This is a genomic window from Sinorhizobium sp. NFACC03 (assembly GCF_900103435.1).
GTDB lineage: Bacteria > Pseudomonadota > Alphaproteobacteria > Rhizobiales > Rhizobiaceae > Ensifer.
In genome coordinates, this window is sequence record NZ_FMXF01000028.1 from 40,975 (window position 1) to 65,434 (window position 24,460).

The window sequence follows — 24,460 nt, forward strand, 5'->3', positions numbered from 1 at the left end:
ACTTGGGCAGGCTCGCAGTCAGGGCGTCCCAGGCGCTGCGCAGGATCCGCGGCGTATGAGGACTGGCTGCAGCTTGTATTCCTCCTGCAGCGCGTGGCTGCCGAGCACGCCGTCCAGCGCCAGCCGTGCGATCTCGTCGATCGGCTGGCGGATCGTCGTCAGGCGCGGCAGCACCAGCGAGGCAAGCGGGATGTCGTCGAAGCCGACGATCGAAAGATCGGTCGGCACGCGCACGCCCATGTCGCCGGCGGCGCGCAGAAGACCGATCGCCTGCTGATCGCTCGCAGTGGCGATCGCCGTCGGGCGCGTTGCTGCCGCTTGTGTCAGCATCTGCTTACCGAGCTCTTCGCCCGAGCGGTAGTCGAAGTGACCTTCGACGACCTGCGGTGCGACGTATTCGCCTGGATGGGTTGTGCGGAATTCCTCGAGTCGCTGCTTAAAGCCATCGCGGCGCTCGCCCGACACCTCGGTCGAACTCGGTCCGCTGATGTAGCCGAGCCGGCGATGCCCGAGTGCGAGCAGATGATCGGCGGCGAGATAGCCGCCCTGCCTGTTGTCGACGGCAACGAGCGCATGCCCGCTCAAGGGCCGGTCGACGGTGACCGTCCGCGTGCCGGCGACAAGTCCGTCGACGAGACTGTTGCTGACGGGAACGAGGATCAAGCCGGCGGGCAGGCGCCCGAGCAGTGTCTCGATCTGCTGCCTTTCGGCCTCCGGATCGTCATGGGTGTTGGCGAGCAGGACCGAATATCCCTCGGCCGAAGCAAGCATCTCGACATGCTTGGCAAGCTCAGCGAAGAAGGGATTGGTGATATCGGGCACGACGAGCCCGATGATGTCGGTTTTGGCGAGCCTGAGACTGCGGCCGAGGATGTTCGGGCGATAGCCGATTGCCTCAATCGTTGCTTCCACTTTCTTCCGGATGTCTTCGCTGACGGTCTTGTTCTTGGCAAGGACGCGCGAAACGGTGCCCACGGAGACACCGGCACGCTGGGCAACATCCTTTATCGTCGGGTTCAAACGGTCGGCTCCAATCCCATTTTCCGCATCGGCTGCGGTTAGAAATCATGCAGCAGATCAAAGCGTTATCGCAAGCCCCCGGGGCATCGGGTGGCGGCTGGTTTCTTCCTGTTAAATCAGAGAATGCCGGCAACAGATAGCGACTTCCAGCACAAATTTCACCGCGATGAAACGTTTCATATTGACAGCAGAGAGATGTTTCGCTCTTCTTGGCGGCAGAAGCGGTTCATTCGCATTCACTTGATGAAACGTTTCATCGATGGTTGGAGGACCGTCGTTTCACCGGAGGAGAACCCATGAAGCTTTCAAGATTCGCATCTATCGTCGCGCTCACTGTTGCCACTGCGCTCCCGACGATCGCGATGGCCGCCGACAAACCCGTCGTTGGCCTCGTCATGAAGTCGCTTGCCAACGACTTCTTCAAGAACATGCTCGAAGGCGCAGAGGCGCATGCAAAGAAGCGGGGCGACTACGAGCTCAAAGCCATCGGCATGCAGAACGAGACGGATTTCGAGAGCCAATTGAACGGCGTCGAAAACTTCATCACCCAAGGCGTCGACGCGATCGTCATCGCACCAGCCGACTCCCGCGCCATGGTCGCGCCGCTGAAGAAGGCGATGGACGCCGGCATCGTCGTCGTCAACTTCGACGTCTCGCTCGACGAGCAGGCGAAGAAGGATGCGGGTGTCGACCTCGCCTTCGTCGGGCCTGACAACCGCGGCGGCGCCAAGATGGTCGGCGATGCGCTCGCCAAGGACCTTGGCGCCGGCGGCAAGGTCGTGATCCTCGAAGGCAACCCGGGCGCCGACAATGCGGCGCAGCGCAAGCTCGGTTTTGAAGACGCGGTCGCCGCCGGCAAGCTCGATCTTCTCGATTCCCGCACGGCTCATTGGGAAACGGAAGAGGCGAACGCCGTCTTTTCCACCATGCTGACGGCGCATCCCGATATCCAGGGTGTGCTCGCGGCCAACGATTCGATGGCGATCGGGGTGGTCAAGGCGCTCGATGCGGTCGGCCGCAATGACATCAAGGTCGTCGGCTTCGACAACGTGCCAGCGGTCGCGCCCATGCTGAAGGACGGCAAGCTGCTCGCGACCGTCGACCAGTTCGGCTCGGAGATGGCGGCCAATGCGATCGACAAGGCGCTCGCCGTCGTCGCCGGCGGTCCCAAGCTTGAAGGCTGGGTCAAGACCGACATCAAACTCGTGACCAAGGACGACGTGAAATAGCCCAGAGATTGCTTCTACCGCACCGGGTGTCGCCCGGTGCGGCTTAGGCAGGAACAGCGGACGCGGGATGCGATTGGCTCCCGTTCGGAACTGCTGCGTTTCAAAGGGCTAGATTATGATGAACACGGAATCTGTGCGCGCGGTTGCGGCTGACATTTCGACGCGGCCCGTTCTGGAGCTGCACGATGTCAGGAAGGCCTTCGGCGGCACCAAGGCGCTGAACGGCGTCAGCCTTTCTATTGAGTCAGGCGAAGTGCATGGCCTGATCGGCGAGAACGGTGCCGGCAAATCGACACTGATCAAGGTGCTCTGCGGCATCGTCCGTCCGGACGAAGGCGAGATCAACCTGTCCGGCCGCGCTTACGCGCCGACGACGCCGCGCGAGGCCAAGGCCAACGGCCTCCAGGTCGTGCACCAGGAATTCAACCTGCTGCCCTATCTCTCAGTGGCGGAAAATATCTTCATCGAACATCTGCCGCGCAATGCACTCGGCGTTGTCAGGCTGCAGGAGATGCATGCCGGCGCGCGTGCCGCGCTCGACGCCATCGGGCTCAGCGATATCGACGTGCGCTGGCCGGTCGAGCGGCTCGGCATCGCCCATCGCCAGCTCGTCGAAGTTGCCAGAGCGCTGATGACGGAAAGCCGCATCCTCATACTGGACGAACCGACGGCAACGCTGACGTCGCGCGAGACCGAGCGGCTGTTCAAGATCATCAACGAGCTTCGCAGTCGCGGCGTGTCGATCATCTTCGTTTCCCATCACCTCGACGAGGTCTTCCGCATTTGCGACCGGGTGACGGTGCTGCGCAACGGCGAGACGGTGTTCTCGCGCCCGATTGCCGATACCAACCAGGACGAACTGGTGCGCGCCATGGTCGGCAAGAAGCTCCAGCAGCAGATGGCGAGCGAGATGGCATCGCTGGCGCGCCCCGAAGAAGCGCTGTCGCTCGTCAACTTCCGCCATCCGCAATCGCCCCATGCCCAAGGCATTTCGCTTCAGTTGCACAAGGGCGAGATCCTCGGGATTGCCGGCCTCGTCGGCTCCGGCCGGACCGAGCTTTTGCGCGCGATCGCCGCGGCGGAATTGCCGCTCTCCGGCAAGCTCCGCCTCGAAGGCGCGCCCATCTCCTTCCGTTCGCCGCGCGAGGCGATCAACGCCGGCATCGGTTTCGTCACCGAAGACAGGAAGGAAGAGGGGCTGATCCTCAACATGCCGATCGCAACCAACGTCACGCTGGCGTCTCTCTCGGACGTGTCGCGCGCCGGCATCCTCGACAGGAAGGCCGAGATCGCGGTGACGGAGCGGCTCGGTGCCGAGCTCAAGCTGAAATATGGCGGGCCGGGCAGGAATGCCGCGACGCTTTCCGGCGGCAACCAGCAGAAGGTGGTGCTCGCCAAGTGGCTGGCGCGCAATCCGAAGGTGTTGCTGCTCGACGAACCGACGCGCGGCGTCGACGTCGGCGCGAAGGCCGAAATCTATGCGCTGATCCGCCAGTTCGCCGAACGCGGTCTCGCGCTCCTGATCGTCTCGTCCGAACTGCCGGAGCTGATGACGCTGTCGGACCGGATCCTGGTGATGTCGCAGCACCGCGTCGTCGGCGAACTGTCGCGGCCGGAATTCTCCGAAGAACGTATCCTGCAATATGCCTACCAGGGCGAGCAGCAACAGGCGAGGCACTGAGATGCAAGCACTCGAAAAGACACAAGCGAGCGATACTGCCGATACGCGCCGGCTGACGGGCTGGTCGCCGAAGGTGCTCCTGCGCGATACCGGTATCGGCCTGGCGCTGCTGCTTTTGATCGTCTTCTTCTCGGTCAGCACCGAGCACTTCCTGACGCCCAACAACATCTCCAATATCCTGACACAGATCACCATCAACCTCATCCTTGCCGTCGGCATGACCTTCGTCATCCTGATCGGCGGCATCGATCTTTCCGTCGGCTCGATGCTCGCCTTCTGCGCCGTCGTCGGCGGCACGGTGCTGACGATCCCCGACCTCTCTGTGTTTCAGGCAGTAGCCCTTGCGACCCTTGCGGCCGTCGGCACCGGCGTGGTCTGCGGCTTCCTCAATGGCTGGATCAGCGCCTTCTGGGGGCTGCCCTCCTTCATCGTCACGCTCGGCATGCTGAATATCGCGCGCGGCGCCGCACTTCAGGTGACGGATGCGCGGACGATCTATTCCTTCCCGCCGAGCTTCAATGCCTTCGGTTCGCAGATGATCCTCGGCATACCCGTGGTCTTCCTGATCGCACTGGTGCTCGTTGCGATCGCCTGGTTCGTGCTGTCGAAGACGGTGTTCGGCCGGCTGCTCTATGGCATCGGCAACAATGAGGAGGCCGTGCGCCTCGCCGGCCACTCGCTGATGTTCTACAAGGTGGCGGCGTTCACCATCGCCGGCGCGCTCGTCGGCATCGCCGCCATGGTCTACATGGCACGCCTCAACATCGCCAGCCCGATCATCGGCATCGGCTTCGAATTGAACGCCATCGCCGCCGTCATCATCGGCGGCACCAGCCTCAACGGCGGTCGGGGCACCGTGATCGGAACGCTGCTTGGAGCCTGCATCACCGGGGTTCTGGCCAACGGCCTCATCCTGTTCGGGCTCAGCGACTTCATGCGCCAGATGATAACAGGCGTCGTCATCATCCTCGCCGTGATCATCGACAAATATCGCGAGCGGCTGACGGGCATCTGATCGGGGCGGCTTGCCGCCCGCTCCCAACCAACGAGAAACGTTCATGCGCGCTGCTGGGGCGACGAGGCCCGCACGCATTGCAATTTCGTGCCCGGATTTCAGTGGGCAGAGACAAGCTGAGGAAAGGATAGGCTGATGCTTATGAATGTTGACCCTGCGCTGAATGCGGACGTGTTGCACGCGCTTCGCTCCATGGGCCACGGAGACCGGATCGCACTCGTCGACGCGAACTTTCCGGCCGACACGATTGCCCGCAACACCCGGCTTGGCCTGCCGTTGCACATTGCCAATGTTTCGGCTGCGCGCGCAGCCAGAGCCATCCTCTCCGTCATGCCGCTCGATACGCCGCTGCAGCCTTCCGCCGCTCGAATGGCGCCAGAAGCCAAGACGGGGGAGTTGCCGGATGTCCAGCTGGAGGTGCAGGCCGAAATCGCACGGGCGGATGGCGACGCGCCGAAGATATACGCGATCGAGCGCTTCGCCTTCTACGAGGAAGCAAGACGCGCCTATTGCGTCATCGTGACCGGCGAGGCGCGCCTTTATGGCTGCTTCCTGTTCACCAAGGGCGTAGTGCAGCCCACCCGCCATTGGGACGAGGCGATGTGACGGAAGTCGGCATCATTGCTTCGCCGCCCGGCAGAAGTGTGGCCGGCCCGCGACTCAGGCAGCCGGGATCGCCAAGGACGCTGGTACCTTAACCCAGGCCGCTCCCGTCTGGCCGTGGTGGAAGCCATTGGAAAACGGGACTCCCGGATAGACAGACTCGAGGCGTGCCAGGCTTTCGTCGATGGCGCGCCGGCCGACGATCGCGTCACCATAGATCTCGGCGACGGCGACCATGTCGCAGTCCTGTGGGGACAGCCGGATCCGGGAGACGCCGGCGGCGGCAAGTTCAGGCAGTTCCTGCATCAGCGCCTGGCAGGTGTGCGACATGGTCTGCACGCCGTTCAGTGCGAGGAAAGGCTGACGGTCGAGCGTCTCGACGGTCAGGCCATCCGTATCCTCGCCGCAGATGAACTGGCAATTGTCCTTGATCAGGCCCTTGGAACGGGCATGGGCGCAGCGCGCCGAGATCGCCAGCGGCACGCGACCGAACGCGAAGATCTCGAAAGCGAGGCCCGGATTGTCCTTGATGATGCCGCGCACCGACGCCATCGGCAGTTCTGGCGGCAGACAGATGCTCGTCGCGCCCCTCGATGCCAATAGCCTGGCGGTTGCGCCGTTATAGACGTTGACCAGCGGACCGACCGAATGCGGCCTGCCGGCAAGCAGGTGCAGCGCGGATAGGTCGTTGGCCTCGATCGGGTAGGTGCTGTCACGCACCAGCCCGCGCACGAGCTGGCTTTCGCGTTCCAGCGTCACCAGCGCCAGCGAGGCGAGGCTCACCTCTTTGCCGGCACTCTCCAGCCGCTCGATGACCTCTCCGACATGCGGCTCGATGAAATGCAGCCGCTTCGAGCACACGGCCTCGCCGATCGTTACATGGGCGATCGGCGCCTCGTCGGCGATGCGAAAGTAGAAGTCGCGCCACTTGGGGCCGTCCCAGAGATAATAGACCGGGCCGAGGCTCAAGGCGGGCTTGGATGGGCTCGTAGATGTGGTCATGGGCCGATTACCTCCAGCGCTTCTCATAGGCGCCTGTTGTCGTCTTCTGGCCTTCGCTAAGCGCTTTCAGCCGCGATACCAAAGCGGGCCGCTCGGCGGCGCCGACGGTCAGTGCCCGCCGCATGACCGAGACGACCTCGGCAACATAGGCCTTGCCGCGCTGCCGCCCTTCGATTTTCAGCGCGCTGACGCCCGCGCTGCGCAGCGCATCGATATGGTCCATCACGTCGAGCGAAACCGGATCCTCGAAGGCATAACCGCGTTCGTCGGCAATATCGAAGCGCCCCTTGCAGAGAGTCGGGTAGCCGGCGGCCTCTCCGGCCGGGAAGCGGTTGATCGTGTAGTCGCCGAGCTCGGAGACGAGTTCGCGCCCGTCCTGGCGGTAGCGCACATGGCTTGCGGGCGAGCAGACGCCGTTCATGTTGGGCGACTTGCCCGTGGCGTAGGAAGAGAGCGAGCAGCGCCCCTCGGCCATGACACAGAGGCCGCCAAAGGCGAAGACCTCGATCTCGCAATCGATCTGCCTGGCGAGGCGGGCGATGTCGGCGATCGTCAGTGTGCGCGGCAGCACGACGCGTTTTGCCGCGAAAGCCTCGACAAGGAACCGAACGGCATCGGCATTGGAGGCGGAGGCTTGCACGGAGACATGCAGCCGCTGTTGCGGATGGCGTTCGACCGTGTAGGCCATCAGGCCGACGTCGGCGAGGATGACGGCATCGGCGCCGAGTGCCACGGCGTCGTCCACCGCCTGGTGCCAGAGCGTCTCATGGCCGGCGCGCATGAAGGTGTTGATCGCGACGAAGGTCATCACCTTGCGCTGCTTGGCATAGGCAATTGCCGTCCGAAGCTCCTCTCGGGAGAAGTTCAGCCCGGGAAAATTGCGGGCGTTGGTTTCGTCGCGAAAACCGCAATAGACCGCGTCGGCGCCGGCATCGACGGCTTCGCGGAAGGCGGCCGGCGTGCCGGCGGGGCAGATCAGTTCCATTGGGGAGCCTCCTCCTTGACAACACGGCCAAGTGCGCGCTCGCGGATTTCCTCCCCGGCGCGGCGCACGAGCGGTGCGAACGGCCCACTCATGTCAGCAAGATCGCGTGGGAGATCGATTTCGCAATCGTCGAGCGCGTTGCGCAGCGCCAGCATCGCCTCCATGTCGCCGCTGACGGTGAGATCACGCGAGAAGAAGACGGCGTCGCCATCGATACGGCCTTCAAGCAGGGCCAGCAGCAGCACCAATTCGCCTTCCATGCAGGCATCGGAAGCCGGCGCGCGCCCTTTGCGATGGACGGAAATGCGCGGCACGGCCGGTTCGACGAGAAAGCCGATCGGCAGATCTGAGGGCAGGAAGGCGTAGCGTTTGTTGGCATGGTCAGCCAAGCGATCGAAGAGGCCGGGATGGGTCTCGATCACGCGGGTGAAGACACGTTGCACCACGCTTTCGATGGCGATGATGGGAACGAAGCTGAGAGGTGCGGTGATCGCGAGCGGAAGTGACATTGTTACCTTTTGGGGCTACCTGCGAAGCGACGGAATCGGACGATGCGGCGCATGCTAGTCGCCCGCCGCCGCCGGTTGTTTGCGCCACGTCAAAGACAAGGGCCATTCGCCGCCACAAACAGGCTCCATGAACAGGACCTTCCGCCCGTCCCAGGGCTTTGCAACGCTTCAGGAATTTGTCGATACGCTCGAGCGCGAGGGCGACCTGAAGCGCATCTCACGGCCGGTTTCGCTGGTGCACGAGGTGACCGAGATCCACCGCCGCGTGCTTGCGGACGACGGGCCGGCGCTTCTTTTCGAGCAGCCGGTCGATGCCTCTGGCGCCGTGCAGCCGATCCCGCTTCTCACCAATCTCTTCGGGTCGGAACGCCGGATCGAACGCGGTTTCGGCCTGATGCCGGGAGGGCTCGATGCGCTTGCCGCCGAACTGGCGGAACTACGCGACCCCAGAGCGCCGCAGTCGCTGCGCGACGCCTGGGATCGGCTGCCTCTATTGAGATCGGCGATGTATATGCGGCCGCGAAAGGTAACGCGCGCACTCTGCCAGGAGGTCGTCTGGCGTGATCACGAAATCGACCTCGGGCGCCTGCCGGTCCAATGGTGCTGGCCGGGCGAGCCGGCGCCGCTCATCACCTGGCCGCTGGTGATCACGCGCGCCCCGGATGATCCGCTGGATGTCAATGTCGGCATCTATCGCATGCAGGTGCTCGGCCCCGATCGTGCCATCGTGCGCTGGCTCGCGCACCGCGGCGGCGCCCGCCACCACCGTCTGTGGCAACGGCTGGGTCAGGATATGCCGATAGCGGTCGTTATTGGCGCCGACCCGGCAACGATCCTAGCTGCCGTCATGCCGCTGCCCGACGGGTTGAGCGAGCTGAATTTCTCAGGACTGCTCAGGCGCGGCAGGACACAGCTTGTGAAGGCGAAGACCGTGCCGCTTTCGGTGCCGGCCAATGCGGAGATCGTGCTGGAGGGCACCGTCTCTGCCGTCGAAACGGTAGAGGAGGGTCCCTATGGCGACCACACCGGCTACTATAATTCGGTCGAGCCGTTCCCGGTCATGCGTCTGTCGGCGATCACCATGCGCCGGAACCCGCTTTATCTCTCGACCTATACCGGCCGGCCGCCGGATGAGCCCTCGCGGCTCGGTGAAGCGATGAACAGGCTGTTCGTGCCGCTGGTTCGCAAGCAGTTTCCGGAGATATCCGATCTCTGGCTGCCTCCGGAAGCCTGTTCCTACAGGGCCATGGTCGTCTCGATCGACAAACGTTACCCGGGACAGGCCAAGCGTGTGATGATGGGGCTTTGGTCGATGCTGCCGCAGTTCAGCTACACCAAGCTGATTATCGCCGTCGATCCCGATATCGACGTGCGCAACTGGTCCGATGTGATGTGGGCCTTGGCGACTCGTTTCGATGCCAGCCGCGACGTGACCGTGATCGAGGGTACGCCGATCGACTATCTCGACTTCGCCTCGCCGCGCTCTGGCCTCGGCGGCAAGCTCGGGCTCGACGCCACCAACAAGATAGGCACCGAAACCGATCGCGACTGGGGGCGGGTCCTCGAAATGTCGCCAGAGGTCATCGGTCAGGTCGATGCGATCTGGGCCGGTCTCGGGCTTGGAGGACTGACACGATGACCCGAATGAAGATCGTGCTCGGCGTCACCGGTGCTTCCGGTGCAGCGATTGCGGTGCGCATCGCCGAGCGGCTCAGCGATATCGAAAGCGTCGAGATGCATCTCGTCCTGTCGCCGGCGGCGCACCGCACACTCGCGCACGAGGTTGGCGCGGAGGCGCTTCCGTCGCTGTTACGTAGGGCTACCCGCACCTATGACCACGCCGACATCGGTGCGGCGATTGCGAGCGGGTCGTTTTCGACGGCGGGCATGATCATTGCTCCGTGCTCCATGCGTACGCTCGCGGCTATCTCCGCCGGCATGGCCGACAATCTCGTGGTTCGCGCCGCCGACGTGCATCTGAAGGAGCGCCGCAGGCTGATACTGATGGCGCGAGAGACGCCGCTGCATCTCGGTCACCTGCGCAACATGTGCGCCGTCACCGAAATGGGGGCGATCATCATGCCGCCCGTGCCGGCCTTCTACCATCGACCTGAAACCGTGGACGCCATCGTCGACCATCTGGCGGCGCGGGCTATCGACCTCCTGGCGCTGCCGATCGCCCCGCTGGCAAAGGCCTGGCAAGGTGAAGGCTAGTCGAAGGCAGCAGCCTGGAGCAGCGGGTCGGCGCCGAAGAGGACCTCGTGACCGCCAAGCAGTAGCCAGACGGCAATCGCCACGGTGGCAAAGGCGGCGATGATCATCACCGGATCGGCACGCAAACGGGTTTCGCCCCGAATAATCGCTGCGAAGGGCCAGACCGATGTGCCCTTCGAGGCCGCTTGCCAGCCGTCACCGAGACGACGGCGTGCGCGCTTTTCGAGCATGAAAAAACCGCCGACGGAAAACAGCGCGAAGCCGCCGAAAAGCACGAGCGAGCGCAGGTCGCCATTGGGCACGATGTGACCGGCGGCCCAGAGGAGGAAGCCCCAGAGCACCGGATGACGGGTGATCGTCACGATGGCGCCGGGCCGCTCGTTGCCCTGGTAGATCGAGATCGACAGCGCGTTCTCGCTGAAGAGGCCGGCCAGCACGAGAAAGATCCCTAGCGGCGCGAGCACGAAGGTCATCCACGCCTGCCAGGCGGCCGGTTCCCAGAGCGGGATGAAATCGAGCTGCAGCGCTGCGTGAAAGACGAATCCGAGAGCGAGAACCGACAGAAGCGAATAGACCGCAAAATAGGTCGAGCGACCGAGCCGGTCGATCAGGCTCTGGCGCAGCGCCGGCCAGGCCGGCACGAGATGGAGCAGGAGGAAGACGGCGAAGGCGAGGAGGAAATAGGTCATGTCGATCTCCTTACGCATGGCGCCAGAGAAGCAGGCGTTCCGTTGCCACGTGGCGGCGAACGGTTTCGAAGAAGCCCCGCAACATGTAGCCGATCGCATCCCAGCTGAGCGAAGCCCTGTTGTCGAGAACGGCCTTTAGCACGTGCACCAGTTCGGCGGCTGCCCGATCGTCCTGGTCGTGTTCGGCGCGCAGTCGGGCGATCAAGGCGTCGCGATCATCAGTCGCTCGCCGTTCTTCGACTGCAGGAAACAGGATCATTTCCTCCAGCGCGTGGACGCGCCGGAGCTTTTCCGGAAGTTCCGTCATGATCACGCGGCAGCTTGTCAGGTAGATGCGGCGCGGAATGGAATCGGCGAGCGTCTCGAGGCGATCGCACAGCGAAAGAAGCTCGCGGTAAGCCTGTCCCAGCTCGTGGTGTTCCGAAAATTGCTGCTGCATCGATCTGCTCCGTTGGGTGTCGTGCTTGAACTACACCCAACGGCAACGGTCCTCTTTGACATTTCTCAAAGTCTGCGGCGTGACCGTTCACGGCTCAGACACTTGTCTCGCGCAGACGAACAAGGTGTGTGTGGGGCACGCGTTGGCGACGGGCGTCCTTGTCACCTCGATCAGATTGTGACTTTGAGTTTGCAAGCCCGGAACACGGCCGCGGCCTTTGGCCGGGCCGTCGGCGTCATTCACGGACGCGGTGCCAATCGATCAAGCCATGCAGTCAGTCTTGATCTTTCGCGGACCAAACCATTCTGATTGAAGTGGTGAACACAAAAATGCGCCCATGAATCCTCGTAGGCCATCTCCATACCTCCGGTGACCGCAGTCGTACCTAGCCCGATCTCTGCGTAGGTAAACTCGAAACTGCCACTCGGACGTGCCATCGCAATGTGGAACGGTTGACCAGTAAACTCGTTGATCATCGGCCGACCGCTGCTACGCATGACGCCGGGTATCTCTACTCTGGCGGTTCTGAGTTCCAGGTCCGCTTCAAGATGAATCGGCAGGAACAATGTCTCGCAAAACTCCGAGCATGTGGAGGCGAACACGGAGAACAGATTGCTGAGTGGTGCGCCTGCTTCGCCCGAGATGATCGCTTCAAGCGCGCTCCGTTGCGCTTGATCCGCACGCTCGTCGATAACGATCAGGCGCTGGCCGTTTCCATCCTTGATTTCACCTGGCCACTTGTACATCGCCGCCCAGTTCAGGCCCGCTATCGGCGTATCGCCAAAGTAGCCTTCCACAATGTTGCCGACGAAAGCGGACTGACAATAGCCGTGGGTGCTCGGCAGGTTGAACTGGCAGCCGCAGTTCATGGCGCAATTGCAGTTATCGTAAGTCTCGCTCTTGAATAGCCATTGGTCGATCATACCCTGATCCTCCCCTAGTCCGTGAGAGAGGGCAGCTCGTCAGGCTGAACTCTTCTGCATCGCTCCGCGCCCGCGACACGCGCCCAGTTTTGGATGCGGAAGAAACCGAAGCTGAGCAGTGCTGACATGTGTCAACCGCGAGGCTCGAACTCCGATTATAGCATGACTTGGAAGGGCGGCTCACCGCTCCAAAAGCTGACTCTGACAAGCCGTCCGCGAGCGTGGTTATGAGTCCACTCCCTTACTGCATGTCTCCTGAAATCGACCTCGATTTAAGGACAAAGACATGCAGAAAATCAAAGTGCTACAGCGACCTTTGCGCGTCTGATAAGACGCGCGGCGCTGTAGGTCCAGGCAGCTGGCGCCGCGGAAGACTTCGCGCCTTAGCGATCGAGGAAGAGAACGATCGCGATTGCAACGGAGGAGAGGATCGCCGACAGCGTCGCGCCGCGCTGAAGCACGCCCATACGATAAAGCACCAGGGCGAAGACGATGATGATGGGGGTGGCGACGGAAAGGCCGATCTGTGCGTCTGTCATCGGAAGGCTCCTTTGTTTCCCGCCAATAGCCCCGCCCCCTGCCGCCTTCTTTGCTCAATCGCAAAGACAGGGTGGGCGCCCGTGCCTAGCTCAAGCCTCAAGTTTTTGAAGCGGGATGAGGAAAAGTGTGTGCGGTTTTCCGCCCGCATCCCTCTCTAGCCCATGGAGGCGCTGACATGGATGCGCGCAGTCATCCGATTGCCGCGACGGCGGAAGAGGACACGACGGACACCCTGCTGCTCTGGGTGCTCGTCTGGAGTGAACTGGCCGCCTTCGGCATTCTGCTTGCCGGTTTTCTGCTTGTCGGTCTCGTCCAGCCGGACGCGTTTGTTGCCGCCCGTTTACATCTCGATCCGCTGCTTGCCGGTATCAACACGCTTGTTCTTCTGACCAGCGGCTGGCAGGCGGCCCTGGCGACAAGGCCGCGGGCGTCGTTCGGGCAGCGCCGGCGGGCGCTGGTGAACGCCGCGCTCTTCGGTTTAGCCTTCGTGGCGATCAAACTCTTCGAATACAGCACGGAGGCGGGCGTCGCCGGCGATCCTGCATTCGGCTCCTTCTTCGAACTCTATTTCCTCGTCACCGGCTTCCATCTGCTGCACGTCGTCTTCGGTGCCTTTGTGCTGCTCATCGTTGCGTGGCGCCCGGCATCCGGCAACGTCACCCTGATCACCACGCTATGGCATGTGATCGATCTCGTCTGGATCGTGATGTTTCCGCTCGTCTATCTCGTGTGAGTGCCATGACCGACCGAAATCCCCGACAATTGTTCAACACCTGGCTCGTGCTCGCCGTGGTCGTGATCGCGGGCATGGCGTTGATGGCGATCGCCGGGCGGACAGCCCCCGTCATCGCGGTCTTGCTCGGGCTCGCCGTCGTCAAATGCCGGTTCGTCGCGCTCGATTTCATGGGGCTCAGGCAGGCGCCGTCCGCCCTTCGGTTAGGCCTTTTGATTTGGCCCGTAACGCTCGTCCTGCTCGCCGCAGCGAAGCAGGTGTTGAGCACTGTTCTCTTCATCTGAGCTCACCCGCCGACTTGTTTGCCGAAACGCAAAGAAGCCGCCGCCGATTTCCCTAGACATGGGTTCGCCCCGATTGTTGCCGGCGTTGGAAGTACCGACGCCACACGGGGAGGGGATCAGATCAGCCGGCCGCGCTCTTCGCGGCCAACTGAAATCGAAAGGACCACGTGATGGCAGAACGCCTCACCAAAACCGGGGCCCGTAACGTCTTTTACGGCGGGTCCTTCTTTTTCTTCGCAATCTTCGTCGGGCTGACAGCTCACAGCCACTACTACATGCGGACGACCTCGACGGATGAAACGACGCTGACCGATGCGGTCGCACGCGGCAAACACGTCTGGGAAAAGAACTCTTGTATCAACTGCCACACGCTCCTGGGCGAGGGCGCCTATTTCGCGCCCGAGCTCGGCAATGTCTGGAAGCGCTTCGGCGGCGAGGCCGATCGAGACGGCGCCCGCGAAACGCTCAAAGCCTGGATGGCCGCCCAGCCGACCGGCATCGAGGGGCGGCGACAGATGCCGCAGTTCAACCTCTCCGAACAGGAACTCAACGACCTCGCCGATTTCCTCGAATGGACGAGCCGCATCAAGACCCAGAACTGGCCGCCGAACGAGGCGGGTTGAGCAGAGCAATTGGAGTGTGACACCATGAAATACCAAACCCAGAAGGTCGCGATGCTCTACTTCTACGGAGCGCTCGGCCTGTTCCTCGCCCAGGTGCTGTTCGGCGTGCTTGCCGGCACCATCTATGTCCTACCCAATACGCTCTCCGAGCTCCTGCCCTTCAATATCGTGCGCATGGTCCACACCAACGCGCTGATCGTCTGGCTGCTCATGGGCTTCATGGGCGCGACCTATTACCTGCTGCCGGAAGAGGCGGAAACCGAACTCTACAGCACGAAGATCGCCATTGCGCAGTTCTGGATCTTCCTGATCGCCGCGGCCGTCGCCGTCGTCGGCTACCTCCTGCACATTCATGAGGGGCGCGAATTCCTCGAACAGCCCTTCGCAATCAAGGTGGGAATCGTCATCGTCGCGCTGATGTTCCTCTACAACATCACGCTGACGGTGCTGAAAGGCCGCAAGACCACCGTCACCAACATCCTGATCTTCGGGCTCTGGGGTGTGGCGATCTTCTTCCTTTTCGCCTTCTACAACCCGATCAACCTGGCGCTCGACAAGATGTACTGGTGGTACGTCGTTCACCTCTGGGTCGAAGGCGTCTGGGAGCTGATCATGGCATCGGTGCTCGCCTTCCTGATGATCAAGCTCAACGGCATCGACCGCGAAGTCGTCGAGAAGTGGCTCTATGTCATCGTCGGCCTGGCGCTCTTCTCCGGTATTCTCGGCACAGGCCACCACTATTACTGGATCGGTGCGCCGGGCTACTGGCAGTGGATCGGTTCGCTGTTCTCGACGCTCGAAGTGGCCCCCTTCTTCACCATGGTGATCTTCACCTTCGTGATGACCTGGAAGGCCGGCCGCAAGCATCCGAATCGCGCAGCCCTCCTCTGGTCGATCGGTTGTTCGGTCATGGCCTTCTTCGGTGCCGGCGTCTGGGGCTTCCTGCACACGCTGTCTTCGGTGAATTACTACACCCACGGCACGCAGGTGACCGCGGCCCACGGACACCTCGCCTTCTTCGGCGCCTATGTGATGCTGAACCTGGCGGTCATGGCCTATGCCATCCCGGAGATCCGCGGCCGCGCGCCCTATAACCAGTGGCTGTCGATGGTGAGCTTCTGGACCATGTGCACCGCCATGTCGGTCATGACCTTCGCGCTCACCTTCGCCGGTGTCCTCCAGGCGCACCTGCAGCGGGTGCTCGGCGAAAGCTACATGGACGTCCAGGACCAGCTCGCGCTGTTCTACTGGATCCGCCTCGGCTCTGGTGCCGTCGTACTGATCTCGGCGCTGATGTTCATCTGGGCGGTTCTTGTCCCCGGTCGCGAGCGCAGCGAGAAGCTCGCCGGCATCGTCCAGCCTGCTGAATGACGAACCAACCGGCGCGGCTTGCCGCGCTGGCACCCCCAAGAATTCCCACCATGGAGACTTGCCATGAGCCCTGTCCAAACCGCCGTCAGCCGCGCGGCGCTCGATATTCCAGCCTATAGTCCCTCCGGCAATGAATGCGCGCTTTTCGAAAGCGCCTGGGTGCGGCAACTGCCGCTGCTCCTCAAGGGACCGACCGGTTGCGGCAAGACCCGTTTCGTCAGCCACATGGCAGCGAAGCTCGGCCTGCCGCTTTCGACCGTTTCGTGCCACGACGACCTTGCCGCCGCCGACCTTACCGGCCGCTATCTGCTGAAGGGCGGCGACACCGTCTGGGTCGACGGCCCCCTGACCCGCGCCGTGCGCAACGGCGGCGTCTGCTATCTCGACGAGATCGTCGAGGCCCGCAAGGATGTCGCCGTGGTCCTGCACCCGCTGACAGACGATCGCCGCATGCTGCCGCTCGAACGCACCGGCGAACTGCTCGAAGCCCCGTCGAGCTTCATGCTGATCGTTTCCTACAATCCCGGCTACCAGAACCTTCTGAAGAGCCTGAAGCCCAGCACAAGGCAACGCTTCGTGGCGATCGAGTTCGACTTCCTGCCGCGGAACGAAGAGATAACAGTCGTTTCCCAGGAGAGCGGATTGCTGGAAAGCCAGGTGGCGCCGCTCGTCAACCTCGCGCAGCGGCTGCGTGCGCTTAAGGGGCATGATCTGGAAGAAGGCGTGTCGACCCGGCTTCTCGTCTATTGCGCCTCGCTGATCGATGCCGGCATGCCGGTCAGGGATGCGGTGCGGGCAGCGATGATCGAGCCGCTCACCGACGAGCCGGATGTGCGCGCAGCCCTTCTCGAAGTGGCCGGTTCGCTGATCGCCTGAGGTGGACCATGCTTGATTTCCTCGAGCTCGAAGAGACCGTCGGACGGGCCTGGCACCGCTTCGTCGGCAATACCAGAACCTGGCGGCGCTACCCGGAAGAGGCGGTGAAGCTCGCCGACATGATGCCGGTGCTCGCGGTATGCTTTCGCGGACACGGCGGTGAGGCGGCGGTGCAGATCGTGCCAGCCCGCGGCCGCACGTCGGGCCATCGCTTGCGCTGGCGGCAGCGCATGGGGCTCGGCGAGGAGAAACTCGTTCAGCCGGCGCGCGACCACGCGTCGCTGATGCTGCCGGGTGAGATCGATATTTTTCCGACGAAAGACCTGAACCGGGATCTCTATCACTGGCTCGTCGCCTATATGGCGACGATGCCCGTTGACCCCATCGACGAAACCGATCCGCTCCGTCGCGACCTGGCGCTGGTATCGCGCGCCCAGGAAACGGTCGAGGAAGTATTCCAGCGGTTCCCCGGTCTCCGGCGGCGCTATCGGCGCCTGGCCGAGGCGACGCTTGCCGAGCGGCAGCGTGGCGCGCTGCCGTCGATCGAGCGGCATCTCGAAAATCGTATCCTGCGCCTGTTGCGCAAGGTCGTAGGTGAGGCGGATGCGACGCTGCCGGTGATCTTCCCGCATCGCGCGCCGCCCGGCTACCTGCCGATCCTGCCGATGCCGCTTTGGCCGGACACGCTGCTGCGCACAGAAACGACGACCACGCGCGACGAGGATGTCGCCGCGACACCGGGCACTCAGAGTGCGGTTGCCGAAGTCGAACGCCACATCGCCGTGCGCGAAAATCCGGAAAACCGCAAGGGGGAGCGCAGCCCCTTCATTCTCAACCGCTTCGAGAAGATCCTCGCCATGGCCGAAATGGTCAATGTCGACCGTCCCGGCGACGACAGCGACGACCACGACAGCAAGGCGGCCGAGGAACTCGACGACATGACGCTTGGCGAGCGCAAGGGACGCCCCTCGGCACGCTTCCGCTTCGATCTCGACCTGCCGCCGGAAGCCGTCGATGCGACGCCGTTGACGGCCGAGCTCACCTATCCCGAATGGAACTACCGAACCGGACAATACCTCAAGGACCATTGCCGGGTACTGGCGACGCCTGCCTCGGCCCAGGAAGAGCGGACCGAGCTCACGGAGGAAAGCAAGAGCCTGATCCGCCGGGTGCGGCGCCAGTTCGAAGTGCTGCGCCCGCGGCACGAGATGCTGCGCGCGCAACTCGACGGCGCCGATCTCGATCTCGATGCGGTCGTGCGCGCCCGCACCGATCTCGCCGCCGGCGGCCAGGGCAGCGACCGCATCCATCTGATGAGCCGGCCGCAGGTGCACGATCTGGCGGTGACGATCCTCGTCGACGTTTCGCTGTCGACCGATTCCTGGTCCGACAATCGGCGGGTGCTCGACGTCGAGAAGGAGGCGCTGCTGATCCTTGCGCACGGGCTGTCGGCCTGCGGCGACAACCACTCGATCCTGACCTTCACCTCGCGACGGCGCGACTGGGTGCGGGTCGAAACGGTGAAAGCCTTCAACGAGGTGATGGGACCTCTGGTCGAAGCGCGCATCGCGGCGCTGAAGCCCGGCTATTACACCCGCATCGGCGCTGCGATCCGCCATGCCTCGGCCGAGCTTCGCCGACAACCGAACCGCAAGAAACTTCTGCTGGTACTGACCGACGGCAAGCCCAACGACATCGACCATTACGAGGGGCGCTTCGCGCTCGAAGACAGCCGCCGTGCGGTCACGGAGGCCCGGCGCAGCGGCATCAACACCTTCGCCGTCACGGTCGACCGCGAGGCGAAGTCCTATGTGCCTGCCATGTTCGGCCAGAACGGCTACGCCGTGGTCGGCAACATCTCGCGCCTGCCCGCGGCACTGCCGGCGATCTACCGCAATCTGGTGGGATAGTGGAGGTGGTAATCAGCCGAGAAGGCAAGAAGGCCCGGCAATCGCCGGGCCTTTCGCGTTCAAGACGGGATAAGATCGCTCAAGCCGCCTTGCTATGCACCCTCTGGGACCCGTCGATATAGGCATCGAAGGCGGCCGCCACCGCGCGGATGACGAAGCGGTGTTCGGGTCTGACCGTGATGACGCCATCAGCGATATCGATCACGCCATCCTGCCGCAGCTCGGCCAATTTGCCGTTGCCTTCGACGAGCGACTGCCCGTCCCGGCCGTGCGCCGCGGCGATCGCGGGAATATCGACACTGAAATCGCACATCAGCCGTTCGATGATCGCGGCGCGCAGCCGGTCCTCGTCGGTCAGCCGGTAGCCCTTGGTGGTTGCGAGGCGGCCCGAGGCGATCCGGCTCGCATAGACACCGGGCGGCACCTCGTTCTGCACATAGCCGTCGCGCGAGCGGCCGATCGCCGAGGCGCCGAAACCGATCAGCGTCTCGCAGTTGTCGGTGGTATAGCCCTGGAAGTTGCGGCGAAGCCGGCCGGTCGCCTGGGCGGTGACGAGATCGTCGTCAGGCAGGGCGAAATGGTCGAGGCCGATCTGCCGGTAGCCGGCCTTGATAAGCGCCTCGCCGATGGCCAGCGCCTGTTCGGCGCGGGCGCTACTGTCCGGCAGTGCGGTCTCGTCGATCATGCGCTGGTGCTTCTTGAAGCTTGGCACATGGGCGTAGCCGAAAACGGCGAACCGCTCCGGACGCATCGTGACGGCCGCTTCGACAGTCTCGATGCAGGAGCGCACCGTTTGATGCGGCAGGCCGTAGATCAGGTCGAAATTGATCCCGCCAATGCCGGCGCCGCGCAGATGAGCGACCGCTTCGGCCGTCTGCTTCTCACTCTGAATGCGATTGATCGCCTTCTGCACGACGGGATCGAAGCTTTGCACGCCGAGGCTTGCGCGCCTGACGCCGCCTTCGCCGAGCGCCTCGGCCATGGCAAGCGTCAACCGGCGCGGGTCGATCTCGACGGCGACGTTGGCCGACGGCGACAGTACGAAGTGCTCGCGCATCAGCGTCATCAGCGCCAGGAATTCGCGCGGCTCGATGATCGTGGGCGTGCCGCCGCCAAAGTGCACTTCTGCGACCGGCAGCGGCCGGCCAACGGTATGGGCGACCCTGCGGATCTCGTCTCTCAGCACGTCGAGATAATCGAGGATCGGATCGTCCTTCTTGGTGATCGTCGTGTGGCAGCCGCAGTACCAGCACATCGAGCGACAGAAAGGGATGTGCAGATAGAGCGACACGTCCTCACCCTCGGGGATCGCCTTCAGCCAGTCGCCGTAGGTGTGGTCGTCGACCGCGGCGGCAAAGCGTGGGGCGGTCGGGTAACTCGTGTAGCGCGGCAGGCGCATTTCACCGTATTTCAGGAGCGCGGAAGCTAACATTTCGTCCTCATCTGGGTGCCGATGGATGCACCTTTCTAGGCCTCGCGGCCCGGCAACTCTTTGCGGAAAGTCAAGGACGGGGGTGGTCTTCGCCAAACAGGGATTTGTTTGCGCTTCGACAAAATGTCGCGGTGCCGCCGCCGCTAGGCTGCGGAAATCCGGGGCGTGTGCGCCGGCGTTTCCCGGACCATCATCAAACGACGGCGCCTAGAGCGGATGACCATGACCATTGCAGAGACCGACAAGCCCTTCATCGATGTGCGGACCATTCCGCCGGTGGAGCGCCATCCGAAAATCTTCGGCATGCTGAATGCCCTTGCCGAGGGCGGCGCCTTCATCATCATCAACGACCACGATCCGCGCCCGCTGCACTACCAGCTGGAGACGCGTTATCCGGGCGAGTTCACCTGGGAGTATCTGGAGCAGGGACCGGCTGTCTGGCGTGTCGAGATCGGCCGGCAGCAGTCCTCCGGCTGCGATTGCTGCTGCGGCGGGCACTGAGCCTACGGTACGCCTCAAGAGCGGGATCGGGAAAAGTGTATGCGGTCTTCCGCTCACATCCCGCTCTAACTTACGAGAATCGATCACGTTTCTGGTTTTTGGTCGGCGCGACCAAAGCCATCGTGATCTAGGGGATGAACCGCCATGTTCGCAGCAACGCTATCCCGCTGGACGCTGTCCTACTTCGCGGCCGCGCTGATCTTTCTCGTCCTTGGCGAGACCATGATGGTTCTCGGCTTCGGCTTCCCGGTCTCGGCCCTCGAGGCGCCCGAAACGCTGGCGCTCGTGCATGTCGTCGTCCTGGGCTGGTTGAGCCTGTTGATGACCGGCGCGCTGCTGCAATTCGTGCCTGTCCTCGTCGGCCGGCCGCTTTCCTTCCCGAGCGTCGCGCTGCCGGCGCTCCTCTTCCTCATCGCCGGCATCGCCGGCCTGACACTTGGTTTCGTCAGCCTGTCCGGCGCGATAGATCTTCCGGTGACGCTGCTTCCTGTGGGAGCCGCTTTCTCAATTGTCGGGTTTTCGGTGCTTGGCTTTGCTTTCGCAGCCACGCTCTGGCATGCCCGCCCCCTGCCGCTCCCGGCCCGCTTCGTCGCGGTCGGTCTTGCTGCGCTCTTCGGCACGATGCTGCTCGGCGGCGTCTATGCCGGGGTACTGTCGGGGTTGATCGATGCGGAAGCTGCGATCGACCTGACGATCGATGGGCTTTCACTGCATGCTTCCCTGGGCCTGTGCGGCTGGTTGAGCTTCACCACCATGGGCGTCAGTTATCGGCTTTTGACCATGTTCATGCTGTCGCCGGACAAGGAGCGGACAAGCAGTCGCGTGGTCTTCGCGCTTGGTGCCCTTTGCCTCGGCCTTCTTGCAGCGGCGGTGCCGGTCATTCTCGCGGGTACTTTCGGTCGCTCCTCGCTCCTACTCCTCGCCGTTGGCTCCGGCGCTGCCGTGGTGGCGATCTATATCGCCGATATCCTGCGGATCTATCGGGAGCGTCGCCGCAAGGCGATCGAGCTCAACAGCCGCGCCAGCATCGGCGCCTTCGCGTCGTTGATCGCTGCGACTGCGCTGTTCGTCGCGCTGCTCGCGACCGGCCGTCTCGACGCTAGTTCCGGTGCCGTTATCTATCTCGTCGCCTTCGGCTGGCTGACGGGCATGGGCCTTGCCCAGCTCTACAAGATCGTGCCGTTCATGACCTGGCTCGAATGCTACGGGCCGGCGCTTGGGCGTATGCCAACGCCAAGGGTTCAGGACCTCGTCGTCGAGGTCTCGGCCCTTCGCTGGTTTTGGCTCTATTATCTGACGGTAGCGCTCGGTACTCTGGCCCTGCTGATCGGTAGTGTTGTCCTCTTTCGCTTTGCGAGCCTCGGCCAATTGATTGCCGTCAATGCGCTCATCCTGGAGTTCGTGCGAACACGGCGTCTGATCAACGTTCCGGCTGAACTTCGATTGCCTGATGGACTTGTTCGACCAGGCCTGTTTTTGCCATCCATTCCTCACGGAGGTTCCCATGAGCCAAGATCCCTATGAACTCGATGTCCGACCGCTGTTGCGCGGTGGCAGCGACCCGTTCCAGGCCATCATGAATGCCGTTGACAATCTGGCGCCGGGCCAGGCGCTGAAGCTGATTGCAACCTTCCGGCCCGTTCCGCTCTACAGCGTCATGGCCGGACGTGGTTTCACCCATCAGGACCGACCGCTCGACAATGGCGACTGGGAGGTTCTGTTCACGCCCGAAGGAGACGTGGACGAAATCCGGCTTTCGGTCGGCGAAACGGATCTCGACACCTGGCCCGACCCGAGCCGCCAGCTCGACCTGACCGAGCTCGATCCGCCCGAGCCCATGGTGCGCATTCTGGCGACGGCCGAGAAAATGGCGGAGGGTGAAGTGCTCTTCGCCTTGCTCGCACGCGAGCCGCTGTTCCTCTATCCGGAGCTCGCCAAACGCGGGCACAAATGGGCCGGCAATTTCGATGCGACCGGTGAGACCTACCGGATCCTTATTCGCGTCGGCGGGAGGCGCTCCCATGTCGGCGCCTGATACCCTGGACCTCGAAGCGAAGATCCGCGATGCGCTGCGCATCATCATCGACCCCGAAATGGGCAAGAACGTCGTCGATCTCGGCCTGATCTATGACATCGACGTTCAGGAGGGTGGCATCGCCCGCGTCACCATGACGACAACGATCAAGGGGTGCCCGGCGACGGCCTTCCTCAAGGAGGCCGTACAGAACTGCGTCTGGTATGTGCCCGGCGTCGAATATGCCGAGGTCCGCCTGTCCTACGAGCCGCCCTGGACGCCTGAGATGATGGCCGAAGGCGCGATCGAATTCGCGCAAGGCGGCATCTTCTAAGAGTTGTCTTGCAACAAACAAAAGGCGCCGCTGATGCGGCGCCTTTTGTTTTGGGTTCGAACGTGCAGTCAGGATGACGCGCGGGGCGATCGGCGATCGCAGACCAGCATCGGCCCGTATTCGAGCGCGAACAGCGCGAAGGCGGCAATCCACAACACGCCCGAAAGTGCAATCAGATGATGATAGTGTGCGGGCAGCACCTCTGCCAGCGGCCGGATCAGTGCTGCGGCCATGATGGCGACGTAGGAGGCGGTGGTGAGTGTTGATCCCACCAGCGGTCGTCCGGTGTGGCCGCGGCTGGCGCGGGTCATGACGGCGAGCATCATCGAGGCAATCACGCCCACGGTGAGCACGTGCATGACCGGGTATTCGCTCAGGAGTTCGACCGCTCCGGCGGCGACGGCCAGGAAGCCGAGCGGCACGAAGGCATAGGCTGCGTGCAGCACGAAGAGTAGCGTCTCCGGCCGGGTCGCCCATCCGCGCCAGCGGAACAGCCGCACCATGTGGAAGGCGCAGGCGACAAGCGCGATCGTCCCCGTGACGATGTGATCAGGTGCGAAGGTCCAGGCAGCGAGCGCCGCGACACCGATCAGGATCGCCGCGGTGTCGAAGCGGTTATAGGGCACCGGGAAATTTGTGCGCCCGACCTTGTTCAGCCAGTTGCGCGTGAAGCTCGGCACAATGCGTCCACCAACGATCATGATCAGCATGGTGTAGGCGCCGATCGCCAGTCGCGCCGCGGCATCGACGTCGAGGTCGCTGAGAACCGAAAGGTGAAAGCAGATGTTGGCGGCGGACAGGAGCACCAGCCCGCCGATGACTTTCAGATCCTTCCATTTGCGACCGACGATCACCTCGCGCGCGCAGATCAAAAGGAGCACCGGCAGGAACAACGCTTCTATACCGGCCGCGACAGGCAGGCCGATCAAACCGCTCGATAGCAGAGCAATCCGGCCGAACACCCAGAGCCCGAAGAGGGCGGCGAGCGGACCGCCGGAGACCGGCAGCCTTCCCGTCCAGTTCGGGATCGCCGTCAAAAGGAAGCCGCCGAGGACGGCGGAGGAGAAGCCGAACAGCATCTCATGCGCGTGCCAGTGGGCGGCGCCGTAGTTGCCGGCAAGATCGAGCCCGAAAACCAGTGCCGAGATCCACAGCACCATGGCACCGATCGCCCAGAGCGCGGCACCGAGAAAGAACGGCCGGAAGCCATAGGAGAAAAGCACCGGCCCGGTGGTGGAGAGTCCGCGCGGGATGCCGCCGCTCGGTTTCGGTCTTATGAGTCTGTCCAACATGATCGTCGTCCTCGTCGTGGGTGCTTGCGGACTTGCGGATGAGGCTTGATCTATCAATGGCTTCAGAGGGGCTCTTTGCGAAAACGCAAGTATCGCGGCCCCGCTTCGCCAGGTGTGTTCATAGGGGACTAAGAAAAACGATCGCCTCGAAACGATTTGTTCCAAGACAAAGACGCGATTCGTCTGTGGTTCTATTTCTTTTGTGACTGCTGGGGGACCGGTGGTCGAGACCGGAGGTGAG

26 protein-coding genes are annotated in these 24,460 nt (G+C 63.1%); 16 read left to right on the forward strand and 10 right to left on the reverse strand.

Annotated features, from left to right (window positions below; genetic code table 11):
- Positions 1-18: 18 nt before the first annotated feature.
- Positions 19-1,020, reverse strand: a complete 1,002-nt coding sequence (locus BLU35_RS27065) for a LacI family DNA-binding transcriptional regulator (RefSeq protein WP_058329721.1) — start codon at positions 1,018-1,020, stop codon at positions 19-21.
- A gap of 296 nt (positions 1,021-1,316) precedes the next feature.
- Between BLU35_RS27065 and BLU35_RS27070 the strand changes: the two genes are divergently transcribed.
- From BLU35_RS27070 to BLU35_RS27085, 4 genes are all read left to right on the forward strand, one after another.
- The gene (locus BLU35_RS27070) at positions 1,317-2,249 is read left to right on the forward strand and encodes a sugar ABC transporter substrate-binding protein (RefSeq protein WP_057251882.1); all 933 of its coding nucleotides are present in this window, start codon (positions 1,317-1,319) and stop codon (positions 2,247-2,249) included.
- A gap of 118 nt (positions 2,250-2,367) precedes the next feature.
- Positions 2,368-3,930, forward strand: a complete 1,563-nt coding sequence (locus BLU35_RS27075; RefSeq protein WP_176907462.1) for a sugar ABC transporter ATP-binding protein — start codon at positions 2,368-2,370, stop codon at positions 3,928-3,930.
- A gap of 1 nt (position 3,931) precedes the next feature.
- On the forward strand, positions 3,932-4,945 hold the full coding sequence (locus tag BLU35_RS27080; protein ID WP_199536493.1) for an ABC transporter permease: 1,014 nt from the start codon (positions 3,932-3,934) through the stop codon (positions 4,943-4,945).
- Positions 4,946-5,080: 135 nt separating this feature from the next.
- Entirely contained in the window at positions 5,081-5,551 is a 471-nt protein-coding gene (locus tag BLU35_RS27085; RefSeq protein ID WP_093235263.1) for an RbsD/FucU family protein, read from the forward strand.
- A 54-nt stretch (positions 5,552-5,605) separates the two neighbouring features.
- On the opposite strand, the gene ubiV is transcribed toward BLU35_RS27085, so the two are convergent.
- The 3 genes from ubiV to ubiT are packed head-to-tail and all read right to left on the reverse strand — an operon-like array spanning position 5,606 to position 8,044.
- The gene (gene ubiV, locus BLU35_RS27090; RefSeq protein ID WP_093235264.1) at positions 5,606-6,550 is read right to left on the reverse strand and encodes a ubiquinone anaerobic biosynthesis protein UbiV; all 945 of its coding nucleotides are present in this window, start codon (positions 6,548-6,550) and stop codon (positions 5,606-5,608) included.
- A gap of 7 nt (positions 6,551-6,557) precedes the next feature.
- Positions 6,558-7,535: a ubiquinone anaerobic biosynthesis protein UbiU gene (gene ubiU, locus BLU35_RS27095; RefSeq protein ID WP_093235265.1), complete on the reverse strand. Its 978-nt coding sequence runs from the start codon at positions 7,533-7,535 to the stop codon at positions 6,558-6,560.
- The gene (ubiT, locus tag BLU35_RS27100; RefSeq protein WP_093235266.1) at positions 7,526-8,044 is read right to left on the reverse strand and encodes a ubiquinone anaerobic biosynthesis accessory factor UbiT; all 519 of its coding nucleotides are present in this window, start codon (positions 8,042-8,044) and stop codon (positions 7,526-7,528) included. The genes ubiU and ubiT overlap by 10 nt, the downstream gene beginning before the upstream one ends.
- A 127-nt stretch (positions 8,045-8,171) precedes the next feature.
- Between ubiT and BLU35_RS27105 the strand changes: the two genes are divergently transcribed.
- Both BLU35_RS27105 and BLU35_RS27110 read left to right on the forward strand, forming a co-directional pair.
- The gene (locus tag BLU35_RS27105; RefSeq protein WP_093235267.1) at positions 8,172-9,683 is read left to right on the forward strand and encodes a UbiD family decarboxylase; all 1,512 of its coding nucleotides are present in this window, start codon (positions 8,172-8,174) and stop codon (positions 9,681-9,683) included.
- A complete protein-coding gene (locus BLU35_RS27110) occupies positions 9,680-10,258 on the forward strand; it encodes a UbiX family flavin prenyltransferase (protein ID WP_057251875.1) in 579 nt (192 codons plus the stop codon). Before BLU35_RS27105 ends, BLU35_RS27110 begins: the two co-directional genes overlap by 4 nt.
- Here BLU35_RS27110 and BLU35_RS27115 read toward each other — a convergent pair.
- The 4 genes from BLU35_RS27115 to BLU35_RS27130 form a co-directional block, all read right to left on the reverse strand.
- Positions 10,255-10,947 carry an NnrU family protein gene (locus tag BLU35_RS27115; RefSeq protein WP_093235289.1) on the reverse strand — a complete coding sequence of 231 codons (693 nt, stop codon included), beginning with the start codon at positions 10,945-10,947 and terminating at the stop codon, positions 10,255-10,257. The two genes, BLU35_RS27110 and BLU35_RS27115, sit on opposite strands and share 4 nt — an antisense overlap.
- Before the next feature lie 10 nt (positions 10,948-10,957).
- Entirely contained in the window at positions 10,958-11,386 is a 429-nt protein-coding gene (locus tag BLU35_RS27120; RefSeq protein WP_093235268.1) for a hemerythrin domain-containing protein, read from the reverse strand.
- A 239-nt stretch (positions 11,387-11,625) separates the two neighbouring features.
- Positions 11,626-12,309, reverse strand: coding sequence for a DUF1326 domain-containing protein (locus tag BLU35_RS27125; RefSeq protein ID WP_093235269.1), 684 nt, complete (start codon positions 12,307-12,309; stop codon positions 11,626-11,628).
- A 383-nt stretch (positions 12,310-12,692) separates the two neighbouring features.
- A complete protein-coding gene (locus BLU35_RS27130; RefSeq protein WP_089044838.1) occupies positions 12,693-12,848 on the reverse strand; it encodes a hypothetical protein in 156 nt (51 codons plus the stop codon).
- Between the two features lie 176 nt (positions 12,849-13,024).
- Between BLU35_RS27130 and BLU35_RS27135 the strand changes: the two genes are divergently transcribed.
- The 6 genes from BLU35_RS27135 (at position 13,025) to BLU35_RS27160 (ending at position 18,646) form a co-directional block, all read left to right on the forward strand.
- A complete protein-coding gene (locus tag BLU35_RS27135; RefSeq protein WP_093235270.1) occupies positions 13,025-13,582 on the forward strand; it encodes a cytochrome c oxidase subunit 3 in 558 nt (185 codons plus the stop codon).
- Between the two features lie 5 nt (positions 13,583-13,587).
- A complete protein-coding gene (locus tag BLU35_RS27140) occupies positions 13,588-13,866 on the forward strand; it encodes a cytochrome C oxidase subunit IV family protein (RefSeq protein WP_093235271.1) in 279 nt (92 codons plus the stop codon).
- Positions 13,867-14,036: 170 nt separating this feature from the next.
- Entirely contained in the window at positions 14,037-14,489 is a 453-nt protein-coding gene (locus tag BLU35_RS27145; RefSeq protein WP_057251870.1) for a c-type cytochrome, read from the forward strand.
- 24 nt (positions 14,490-14,513) lie between these two features.
- On the forward strand, positions 14,514-15,860 hold the full coding sequence (locus BLU35_RS27150; protein ID WP_058329731.1) for a nitric-oxide reductase large subunit: 1,347 nt from the start codon (positions 14,514-14,516) through the stop codon (positions 15,858-15,860).
- A 63-nt stretch (positions 15,861-15,923) separates the two neighbouring features.
- Positions 15,924-16,736 carry a CbbQ/NirQ/NorQ/GpvN family protein gene (locus BLU35_RS27155; protein ID WP_093235272.1) on the forward strand — a complete coding sequence of 271 codons (813 nt, stop codon included), beginning with the start codon at positions 15,924-15,926 and terminating at the stop codon, positions 16,734-16,736.
- Positions 16,737-16,744: 8 nt separating this feature from the next.
- Complete coding sequence (locus tag BLU35_RS27160; RefSeq protein WP_093235273.1) at positions 16,745-18,646, forward strand: nitric oxide reductase activation protein NorD; 1,902 nt, start codon at positions 16,745-16,747, stop codon at positions 18,644-18,646.
- Between the two features lie 79 nt (positions 18,647-18,725).
- On the opposite strand, the gene hemN is transcribed toward BLU35_RS27160, so the two are convergent.
- Positions 18,726-20,078 (reverse strand): oxygen-independent coproporphyrinogen III oxidase, encoded by a 1,353-nt coding sequence (gene hemN / locus BLU35_RS27165; protein ID WP_093235274.1) that lies wholly within the window; start codon positions 20,076-20,078, stop codon positions 18,726-18,728.
- Positions 20,079-20,300: 222 nt separating this feature from the next.
- On the opposite strand from hemN, the gene BLU35_RS27170 reads away from it, so the two are divergent.
- From BLU35_RS27170 to BLU35_RS27185, 4 genes are all read left to right on the forward strand, one after another.
- Positions 20,301-20,579, forward strand: coding sequence for a DUF2249 domain-containing protein (locus BLU35_RS27170; protein WP_093235290.1), 279 nt, complete (start codon positions 20,301-20,303; stop codon positions 20,577-20,579).
- A 144-nt stretch (positions 20,580-20,723) separates the two neighbouring features.
- Entirely contained in the window at positions 20,724-22,103 is a 1,380-nt protein-coding gene (locus tag BLU35_RS27175) for a hypothetical protein (RefSeq protein WP_093235275.1), read from the forward strand.
- Positions 22,084-22,614, forward strand: coding sequence for a DUF2249 domain-containing protein (locus tag BLU35_RS27180; protein ID WP_057251863.1), 531 nt, complete (start codon positions 22,084-22,086; stop codon positions 22,612-22,614). Before BLU35_RS27175 ends, BLU35_RS27180 begins: the two co-directional genes overlap by 20 nt.
- Positions 22,601-22,927, forward strand: coding sequence for a metal-sulfur cluster assembly factor (locus BLU35_RS27185; RefSeq protein WP_093235276.1), 327 nt, complete (start codon positions 22,601-22,603; stop codon positions 22,925-22,927). The genes BLU35_RS27180 and BLU35_RS27185 overlap by 14 nt, the downstream gene beginning before the upstream one ends.
- 68 nt (positions 22,928-22,995) lie before the next feature.
- Here BLU35_RS27185 and BLU35_RS27190 read toward each other — a convergent pair whose 3' ends face one another.
- The gene (locus BLU35_RS27190) at positions 22,996-24,219 is read right to left on the reverse strand and encodes an NnrS family protein (protein ID WP_093235277.1); all 1,224 of its coding nucleotides are present in this window, start codon (positions 24,217-24,219) and stop codon (positions 22,996-22,998) included.
- Positions 24,220-24,460: the final 241 nt, after the last annotated feature.

Coding starts and splice junctions, on each gene's coding strand:
- BLU35_RS27070 (WP_057251882.1), top strand. CDS start 1,317: ATGAAGCTTTCAAGATTCGCATCTATCGTCGCGCTCACTGTTGCCACT.
- BLU35_RS27075 (WP_176907462.1), top strand. CDS start 2,368: ATGAACACGGAATCTGTGCGCGCGGTTGCGGCTGACATTTCGACGCGG.
- BLU35_RS27080 (WP_199536493.1), top strand. CDS start 3,932: ATGCAAGCACTCGAAAAGACACAAGCGAGCGATACTGCCGATACGCGC.
- BLU35_RS27085 (WP_093235263.1), top strand. CDS start 5,081: ATGCTTATGAATGTTGACCCTGCGCTGAATGCGGACGTGTTGCACGCG.
- ubiV (WP_093235264.1), bottom strand. CDS start 6,550: ATGACCACATCTACGAGCCCATCCAAGCCCGCCTTGAGCCTCGGCCCG.
- ubiU (WP_093235265.1), bottom strand. CDS start 7,535: ATGGAACTGATCTGCCCCGCCGGCACGCCGGCCGCCTTCCGCGAAGCC.
- ubiT (WP_093235266.1), bottom strand. CDS start 8,044: ATGTCACTTCCGCTCGCGATCACCGCACCTCTCAGCTTCGTTCCCATC.
- BLU35_RS27105 (WP_093235267.1), top strand. CDS start 8,172: ATGAACAGGACCTTCCGCCCGTCCCAGGGCTTTGCAACGCTTCAGGAA.
- BLU35_RS27110 (WP_057251875.1), top strand. CDS start 9,680: ATGACCCGAATGAAGATCGTGCTCGGCGTCACCGGTGCTTCCGGTGCA.
- BLU35_RS27115 (WP_093235289.1), bottom strand. CDS start 10,947: ATGACCTATTTCCTCCTCGCCTTCGCCGTCTTCCTCCTGCTCCATCTC.
- BLU35_RS27120 (WP_093235268.1), bottom strand. CDS start 11,386: ATGCAGCAGCAATTTTCGGAACACCACGAGCTGGGACAGGCTTACCGC.
- BLU35_RS27125 (WP_093235269.1), bottom strand. CDS start 12,309: ATGATCGACCAATGGCTATTCAAGAGCGAGACTTACGATAACTGCAAT.
- BLU35_RS27130 (WP_089044838.1), bottom strand. CDS start 12,848: ATGACAGACGCACAGATCGGCCTTTCCGTCGCCACCCCCATCATCATC.
- BLU35_RS27135 (WP_093235270.1), top strand. CDS start 13,025: ATGGATGCGCGCAGTCATCCGATTGCCGCGACGGCGGAAGAGGACACG.
- BLU35_RS27140 (WP_093235271.1), top strand. CDS start 13,588: ATGACCGACCGAAATCCCCGACAATTGTTCAACACCTGGCTCGTGCTC.
- BLU35_RS27145 (WP_057251870.1), top strand. CDS start 14,037: ATGGCAGAACGCCTCACCAAAACCGGGGCCCGTAACGTCTTTTACGGC.
- BLU35_RS27150 (WP_058329731.1), top strand. CDS start 14,514: ATGAAATACCAAACCCAGAAGGTCGCGATGCTCTACTTCTACGGAGCG.
- BLU35_RS27155 (WP_093235272.1), top strand. CDS start 15,924: ATGAGCCCTGTCCAAACCGCCGTCAGCCGCGCGGCGCTCGATATTCCA.
- BLU35_RS27160 (WP_093235273.1), top strand. CDS start 16,745: ATGCTTGATTTCCTCGAGCTCGAAGAGACCGTCGGACGGGCCTGGCAC.
- hemN (WP_093235274.1), bottom strand. CDS start 20,078: ATGTTAGCTTCCGCGCTCCTGAAATACGGTGAAATGCGCCTGCCGCGC.
- BLU35_RS27170 (WP_093235290.1), top strand. CDS start 20,301: ATGACCATTGCAGAGACCGACAAGCCCTTCATCGATGTGCGGACCATT.
- BLU35_RS27175 (WP_093235275.1), top strand. CDS start 20,724: ATGTTCGCAGCAACGCTATCCCGCTGGACGCTGTCCTACTTCGCGGCC.
- BLU35_RS27180 (WP_057251863.1), top strand. CDS start 22,084: ATGAGCCAAGATCCCTATGAACTCGATGTCCGACCGCTGTTGCGCGGT.
- BLU35_RS27185 (WP_093235276.1), top strand. CDS start 22,601: ATGTCGGCGCCTGATACCCTGGACCTCGAAGCGAAGATCCGCGATGCG.
- BLU35_RS27190 (WP_093235277.1), bottom strand. CDS start 24,219: ATGTTGGACAGACTCATAAGACCGAAACCGAGCGGCGGCATCCCGCGC.